Origin of the sequence: Frateuria sp. (assembly GCF_013362045.1) — a bacterium.
Taxonomy (GTDB): domain Bacteria; phylum Pseudomonadota; class Gammaproteobacteria; order Xanthomonadales; family Rhodanobacteraceae; genus Frateuria_A.
This window is the reverse complement of record NZ_JABFWW010000279.1, coordinates 1-6,542: the sequence shown is the minus strand read 5'-3', so window position 1 is coordinate 6,542 and position 6,542 is coordinate 1. Positions and strand designations below refer to the sequence as shown.

At 67.9% G+C, this 6,542-nt stretch carries 6 protein-coding genes; 4 read left to right on the top strand and 2 right to left on the bottom strand.

Annotated elements, in window-relative coordinates; genetic code table 11:
- Positions 1 to 20: 20 nt before the first annotated feature.
- On the bottom strand, positions 21 to 608 hold the full coding sequence (locus HOQ08_RS13480) for an RNA polymerase sigma factor (RefSeq protein ID WP_291195834.1): 588 nt from the start codon (positions 606 to 608) through the stop codon (positions 21 to 23).
- A 144-nt stretch (positions 609 to 752) separates the two neighbouring features.
- Between HOQ08_RS13480 and HOQ08_RS13475 the strand changes: the two genes are divergently transcribed.
- Together HOQ08_RS13475 and HOQ08_RS13470 are read left to right on the top strand one after the other, a co-directional pair.
- Entirely contained in the window at positions 753 to 1,055 is a 303-nt protein-coding gene (locus tag HOQ08_RS13475; RefSeq protein WP_291195831.1) for an NAD(P) transhydrogenase subunit alpha, read from the top strand.
- Entirely contained in the window at positions 1,055 to 2,482 is a 1,428-nt protein-coding gene (locus HOQ08_RS13470; RefSeq protein WP_291195828.1) for an NAD(P)(+) transhydrogenase (Re/Si-specific) subunit beta, read from the top strand. Before HOQ08_RS13475 ends, HOQ08_RS13470 begins: the two co-directional genes overlap by 1 nt.
- A gap of 13 nt (positions 2,483 to 2,495) precedes the next feature.
- On the opposite strand, the gene HOQ08_RS13465 is transcribed toward HOQ08_RS13470, so the two are convergent.
- A complete protein-coding gene (locus HOQ08_RS13465; protein WP_291195825.1) occupies positions 2,496 to 2,918 on the bottom strand; it encodes a hypothetical protein in 423 nt (140 codons plus the stop codon).
- Between the two features lie 218 nt (positions 2,919 to 3,136).
- Here HOQ08_RS13465 and sufT point away from each other — a divergent pair, with 218 nt between their 5' ends.
- The gene (gene sufT, locus HOQ08_RS13460; protein ID WP_291195822.1) at positions 3,137 to 3,694 is read left to right on the top strand and encodes a putative Fe-S cluster assembly protein SufT; all 558 of its coding nucleotides are present in this window, start codon (positions 3,137 to 3,139) and stop codon (positions 3,692 to 3,694) included.
- A gap of 442 nt (positions 3,695 to 4,136) precedes the next feature.
- Positions 4,137 to 6,293 carry a pre-peptidase C-terminal domain-containing protein gene (locus HOQ08_RS13455; RefSeq protein ID WP_291195819.1) on the top strand — a complete coding sequence of 719 codons (2,157 nt, stop codon included), beginning with the start codon at positions 4,137 to 4,139 and terminating at the stop codon, positions 6,291 to 6,293.
- Positions 6,294 to 6,542 lie beyond the last annotated feature (249 nt).

Sequence of the window (6,542 nt, the reverse complement as noted above, 5' to 3'; positions counted from 1 at the left end):
GAGCTAGTCGGGATCGGGCGTCATCGCCAGTCCTCCAGTTGGTCGCGCAGGTGGTGCATGGCGCGCGACAGATGGGTTTTCACGCTGCCTTCGGAGCAGCCCATGGCGCTGGCCGTGTCGGCCACGTCCAGGCCTTCCAGCATGCGCAGCAGGAAGGCTTCGCGCTGGCGTTGCGGCAGGCGCCTGACCGCGGCGGATATCTCGCTCCAGGCCTTGCCGTCCTCAAGCCGCTGCAGCGGACCGGGCGCGGTGTCGGCCGGTTCCCAGGCGGGCAGATCCTCGCCTTCCTCGTCGCGGCCGCCGAGCCAGCCGACCACGATCGAACGCACCTTGCGCCGCCGCTGCAGATCGACGATGCGCCGGCGCAGGATGCCCCAGAACAGCGGCGTCCATTCCTGCGCAGGCTTGTCGCGGTAGTGCCTGACCAGCCGCAGCATGGCGTCCTGCACCGCGTCCAGCGCGTCCTCGCGATGGCCCAGCTGCAGTTCGGCCAGACGGAACGCGCGCCGCTCGACATCGGCCAGGAACGCATCCAGCGTGGCCGGCGCGGCACGCGCGTCCGGCGCCGCCAGCAGGTCGCTTTCGAGGGTGCCGGCGAGGCTGTTCATGGCGTCGAGGTCCGCGTCATCGGCACCCTGGCCCGGTTGCGGTGGAGTCGGATGCATCAACGCGGCAGGCTCGCACGGGTTGACGCGCGACCGTATGATGCGGCGACAGCCGCTCGACGGCGTGCGCGGACGGGGGAAGAGGCCATGCTCGACGGGTTCCTGGCGCTGTACATCTTCATGCTGGCGGCCTTCACCGGCCACGAGATCATCGCGCGGGTGCCGGTGATCCTGCATACGCCGCTGATGTCCGGTTCGAACTTCATTCACGGCATCGTACTGGTCGGCGCCATGATCGCGCTGGGCCATGCGCAGACGCCGCTGGAAATCGGCATCGGTTTCGTCGGCGTGCTGCTGGGCGCCGGCAACGCGGCGGGCGGCTACGTGGTGACCGAGCGGATGCTGGAGATGTTCAAGTCCAGCCGCCCGGGCGGCCGGGGGACGCACTGATGGCCTGGCTGCCGGGGGCGATCAAGGCCTGCTATTTCCTCGCCGCGCTGCTGTTCATCCTGGGCCTGAAACGCATGAGTTCGCCGCGCAGCGCGCGCGGCGGCATCGTGTGGGCGGGCGTGGGCATGGCGGTGGCGGTGGCGGCGACCTTCGCGCTGCCGGGACTGGCGCACCGTGGACTGATCCTCGTCGCGCTGCTGCTGGGCACCGCGGCGGCATGGTGGTCGGGCCGGCGCGTGGCGATGACCGCGATGCCGCAGATGGTGGCGCTCTACAACGGCATGGGCGGTGGCGCCGCGGCGGCCATCGGCGCCGCCGAGCTGGTCGGTTTTGCCGGCGCGGCGGTGACGCTGCTCGATGGTGGCCAGTTCACCGCCGGCGGCCAGGCGCCGGATGCCGCGCAACTGGCGCTGGCGGTGCTCGGTGCGCTGATCGGCGCGGTGAGCTTCTCCGGCTCGCTGATCGCCTTCGCCAAGCTGCAGGGATGGCTGGACCGGCGCTTCACCTTTCCCGGCCAGCGCATCGCCAACCTGCTGGTGCTGGTGCTGGCCGTCGTGCTGGGCGCCGTGCTGGTGTCCGGCGCGCTCACGCCGGGACTGATCGCGGCTTTCTTCGTCCTGGCGCTGTTGTTCGGGCTGATGATGACGCTGCCGATCGGCGGCGCCGACATGCCGGTGGTGATCTCGCTGTACAACGCGTTCACCGGCCTGGCGGTGGCGTTCGAGGGTTTCGTGCTGGGCAACGAGGCGATGATCATCGCCGGCACCGTGGTCGGCGCTGCCGGCACGCTGCTGACCCAGCTGATGGCCAAGGCGATGAACCGCTCGCTGGGCAACGTGCTGTTCGGCAGCTTCGGCGCGGCGGCGGGCGTGGCGCAGGCGATCGGCGGCGCGCAGAAGCCCGTCGAGGCGCCGGACGCAGCGGTGATGATGGCCTATGCCGAGCGCGTGGTGATCGTGCCCGGCTACGGCATGGCGGTGGCGCAGGCGCAGCACAAGGTATGGGAGTTCGCGCGGCTGCTGATCGAGCGCGGCGTGAAGGTGAAGTTCGCCATCCACCCGGTGGCCGGCCGCATGCCCGGGCACATGAACGTGCTGCTGGCCGAGGCGGGCGTGCCCTACGACCTGATCGCGGACATGGACGAGATCAATCCCGAATTTCCCAGTACCGACGTTGCGCTGGTGATCGGCGCCAACGACGTGGTCAACCCGCTGGCCAAGACCGATCCGGCCTCGCCGATCTATGGCATGCCGATCCTGGACGTGGCCTCGTCGAGGAACGTCATCGTGGTCAAGCGCGGCAAGGGCACCGGTTTTGCCGGCATCGAGAACGCACTGTTCTACGCGGACAACGCGCGCATGCTGTACGGCGACGGGCAGGCGGTGGCGGCCGAACTGGTGGCCGCGCTCAAGGCGCTGGAGGCATAGGAGGCGATCCGCCCTACGGAGCGCGCCGCGGCCGGCGGCCGGCAAGCCATGCGGCGAGCAGCGCAGCGGCGAGCGTGAAGCCGACATCGGCCGGTCGCACGGCCAGCCGCGCCAGCGCCAGCAGCATCGCCAGGCCCGCCTCCCGCAAGGCGTCGAGCAGGCCGATGCCCATCGAACCGGCGATCCGCGCTGCAGCGGTCAGGACGTTCACGTAGATGGCCGCCAGCACCGTCGCGCCGGCGGCCAGCGCGGCAGCCACGCGACCGGCCGGGCGCACCCAGTTGCGTACCGCCAGCGCAAGCAGCCAGCCGGCCGCCAGCGCCAGCGCCGGCAGCGGGCGCCGCAGCGCCATCGTCGGCAGCATCCAAATGGCGCCCGCGGCGAGCCCCAGCATGGCCGCGCTGAACGCGGCGAACAATGCGGCAATCAGGCGCACGAGCGAGGGCGGGGCGGCGGTTGGTCGGGAGCCATGCGGTTCCTGCTGCTTCAAGGCAAACGTCGATGATAACCGCGCGGCTGTCCGGGCGGCCTGCGTCCTTGAGATCGGCAGCGCGGACCTGATCTTGATCAGCGGTGCGCGTCCGCGGCGCGGCATAATAGAACGCTTCCCCGCGGCGCCCGGCCGCGGCCTCGACAGGTATTGGCAGGATCGGCATGAGCGGTTTCAGTCTGAGCAGCGAACCCTTCACCCTGGAGCGCGACTGCGCGGCGGTGATGGTGCCGCAGGGCGAGAGCGTGATGCTCCCGGCCGGCCAGATCGGCTACATCACGCAGGCGCTGGGCGGCAGCTTCACCGTCTACGTCGAAGGCAACCTGTTCCGCATTGCCGGCGGCGATGCCGATGCGCTGGGCAAGGAACCGCCGCCGCCGATCGAGCTGGCCGCCGATGCCAGCGACGATGACGTGGAGAAGCTCGTGTGGCAGCAGCTGCGCACGGTGTTCGATCCGGAGATCCCGATCAACGTGGTGGAACTGGGCCTGGTCTACGACGTTTCCATCGATGCCCTCGCCGAGGGCGGCCGCAAGGTCTACGTCAAGCTGACCCTGACCGCGCCCGGCTGCGGCATGGGCGACATCCTGGTGGACGACGTGCGCACCAAGCTCGAGATGATTCCCACCGTCGGCCAGGCCGACGTGGACTTGGTCTTCGACCCGCCGTGGAACCACTCGATGATGTCCGACGCGGCCAAGCTCGAGACCGGGATGCTTTAGATCCCGGTCCTGTCCCCAGCCTCCGCGAAGGCCCGGCATCCGCCGGGCTTTTTTTTGTCCGCGGGTTTGGCGCCAGCCTCGCAGTCATCGTTGACGCAGGTTTCGCAGTCTGCCGACGGCGCCGGTCACGAATCGAAAACCCTAGGAATAATTCACCTTGACCCTCCCGCAAGTTCCTACTTAATGTCGACGAATCCGTTGGCGGGGAGGTTGACGGATGGTCCTGCAGCGGCGCCATGGGAAGCGCCGCGCTCGAACGAATGTCCCGCGTGCTGCCCTCTCACGGAAGGAACAGGGGAGAGGCGCGACGCGCATCCGGATGCAGCCGGGACCGTTGGCAAAAAAGCATTGGCGCCGTGTCTGCACGGCGAATTCACGCATGGGGTCCTTGCGGCCGCATCAGGGTCGCTCGTCCCGAATTTCTCTCAAGGGAGTTCCTGAAATGCCAAGCAATATCCGTCTGAAACTTCTGGTTGCCGCCATCGGCCTGGCCACCGGTTCGACCGCACTGGCCGCCAACACCCAGCACGTGCAGGTGCAGAACCTCGGCGTGGTGCCGGCCGGCAACCTGGCCGCGCGCCTGAACCTGGGCGCCGACATGTCGCTTGCGGCGCGCAGCACGGCGCACCTGCCCAACGGCAAGCAGGTCGTGCGCCATCAGCAGATGTACCGTGGCGTGCCGGTGTACGGCCGCAGCGTCGCCGTGGTGCAGGATGCGCACGGCAACGTGCTGCACGCCAGCGGCGACGTGCTGACGCTGCCCGCCAACCTGGTCGCGCCGCTCTCGGTGACGCCGCGCATGAGCGGTGCGCAGGCGATCGGTGCGCTCAAGGCGCATGCACACACCGCCTTGACCGGTGGCGCCAGCATCCGCAACGAAAAGGCCGACCTGTTCGTCTATCCGCAGGACAACGGCTCGCCGCGGCTGGTGTACCTGACCTCGTACTTCGTCGCCAGCAACCAGCCCAGCCGCCCGACGGCGATCGTCGACGCGCAGACCGGCGAGGTGATCCAGAGCTGGAACGGCCTGACCGACGCCACCGCCAACGGCCCGGGCGGCAACCAGAAGACCGGCGAGTACTACTACGGCACCCAGTATCCGGCGCTGGACGTCACCCAGTCGGGCAGCACCTGCTACCTGCAGAACACCAACGTGGTGACCTACAACCTCAACCACGGCACCAGCGGCGGCTCGATCGTCAGCTTCGCCTGCCCGACCAGCAACACCGACGCGATCAACGGCGCCTATTCGCCGGTGAACGACGCCCACCATTTCGGTGGCGTCGTGCACGACATGTACGTGGCCTACACCGGCGCGGCGCCGCTGAACATCCAGCTGCGCATGAACGTGCACTACAAGAGCAACTACGAGAACGCGTTCTGGGACGGCTCGGCGATGAACTTCGGCGACGGCGCCACCACGTTCTACCCGCTGGTGTCGCTGGACGTGACCAGCCACGAGATCAGCCACGGCTACACCGAGCAGAACTCCAACCTGCAGTACAGCGGCCAGTCCGGCGGCATGAACGAGGCCTATTCGGACATCGCCGGCGAGGCGGCAGAGTTCTTCGACCGCGGCGCGGCCGACTTCGAGGTCGGCGAGGACATCGTCAAGACCAGCGCCGGCATCGGCAATGCGCTTCGCTACATGTGCAACCCGCCGCAGGACGGCGGCTCGATCGACAACGCGGCCAACTACACCTCGACCATGGACGTGCACAACTCCAGCGGCGTGTACAACAAGTCGTTCTGCCTGCTGGCCAAGACCACCGGCTGGGACGTCAAGAAGGCCTTCCAGGTCTATGCGCTGGCCAACAAGTCCTACTGGACCGCGACCTCGACCTTCAACTCCGGCGCCTGCGGCGTCGAGCAGGCCGCGGTCGCCCTGGGTTACAGCGCCACCGACGTGGCCACCGCATTCAACGGCGTGGGCGTGACCTGTCCGAACCCGCCGGGTGGCGGCACCGGCGGCGGCAGCACCGCGCTGCAGAACGGCGTGGCGGTGGGCGGCATCTCCGGCGCCGCGGGCGCGGACAACGACTTCACCATCCAGGTCCCGGCCGGCGCGAGCAACCTGGTGATGTCGATCTCCGGGGGCACCGGCGACGCCGACCTCTACACCAAGTTCGGCTCCGCCCCGACCACCAGCAGCTACGACTGCCGTCCGTACCTCACCGGCAACAACGAGAGCTGCTCGGTCGCCGCGCCGCAGGCCGGCACCTACTACATCAAGGTGCACGGTTACTCGTCGTACGCCAGCGTGACGGTGAAGGCCTCCTACAGCACCGGCGGCGGTACCGGCGGTCTGCAGAACGGCGTGCCGGTGACCGGCATTTCCGGCGCTGCCGGCACCAAGAAGTACTACACCGTGACGGTGCCCTCGGGCAGCAACCTGACCATCGCCATGTCCGGCGGCACCGGCGACGCCGACCTGTACGTCAGGCAGGGCTCCAACCCGACCACCACCAGCTACGACTGCCGCCCGTACCTGTACGGCAACAACGAGTCGTGCACCTTCACCGGTGCATCGGGCACCTACTACATCATGCTGAACGGGTACTCCTCGTTCTCCGGCGTGAGTCTGCAGGCGACCTGGTAAGACGCTGCCCCGCCCGGCGCAGGGTTCCTTGCGCCGGGCCCGCCACGGAAGGCGGTGGAAAGGCCCGGCCATTTTGGCCGGGCCTTTTTTCTTTTGCGCTTCGAAAATAACGAAATTTGCTGCGAAATAAATCGATTATAAATCGCAATATAATGCGTCATTAAAAATGATTGGGAATGTCACAATTCGGGCAATTTTCCTATTGACCCATTATTTTCCAAAGCCCTAATTTGCCGCGGGTCCGACCGC

Excerpts from the sequence above, each read along its gene's own strand:
- HOQ08_RS13480 (WP_291195834.1), bottom strand. The coding sequence starts at position 608 with ATGAACAGCCTCGCCGGCACCCTCGAAAGCGACCTGCTGGCGGCGCCG.
- sufT (WP_291195822.1), top strand. The coding sequence starts at position 3,137 with ATGAGCGGTTTCAGTCTGAGCAGCGAACCCTTCACCCTGGAGCGCGAC.
- HOQ08_RS13475 (WP_291195831.1), top strand. The coding sequence starts at position 753 with ATGCTCGACGGGTTCCTGGCGCTGTACATCTTCATGCTGGCGGCCTTC.
- HOQ08_RS13455 (WP_291195819.1), top strand. The coding sequence starts at position 4,137 with ATGCCAAGCAATATCCGTCTGAAACTTCTGGTTGCCGCCATCGGCCTG.
- HOQ08_RS13470 (WP_291195828.1), top strand. The coding sequence starts at position 1,055 with ATGGCCTGGCTGCCGGGGGCGATCAAGGCCTGCTATTTCCTCGCCGCG.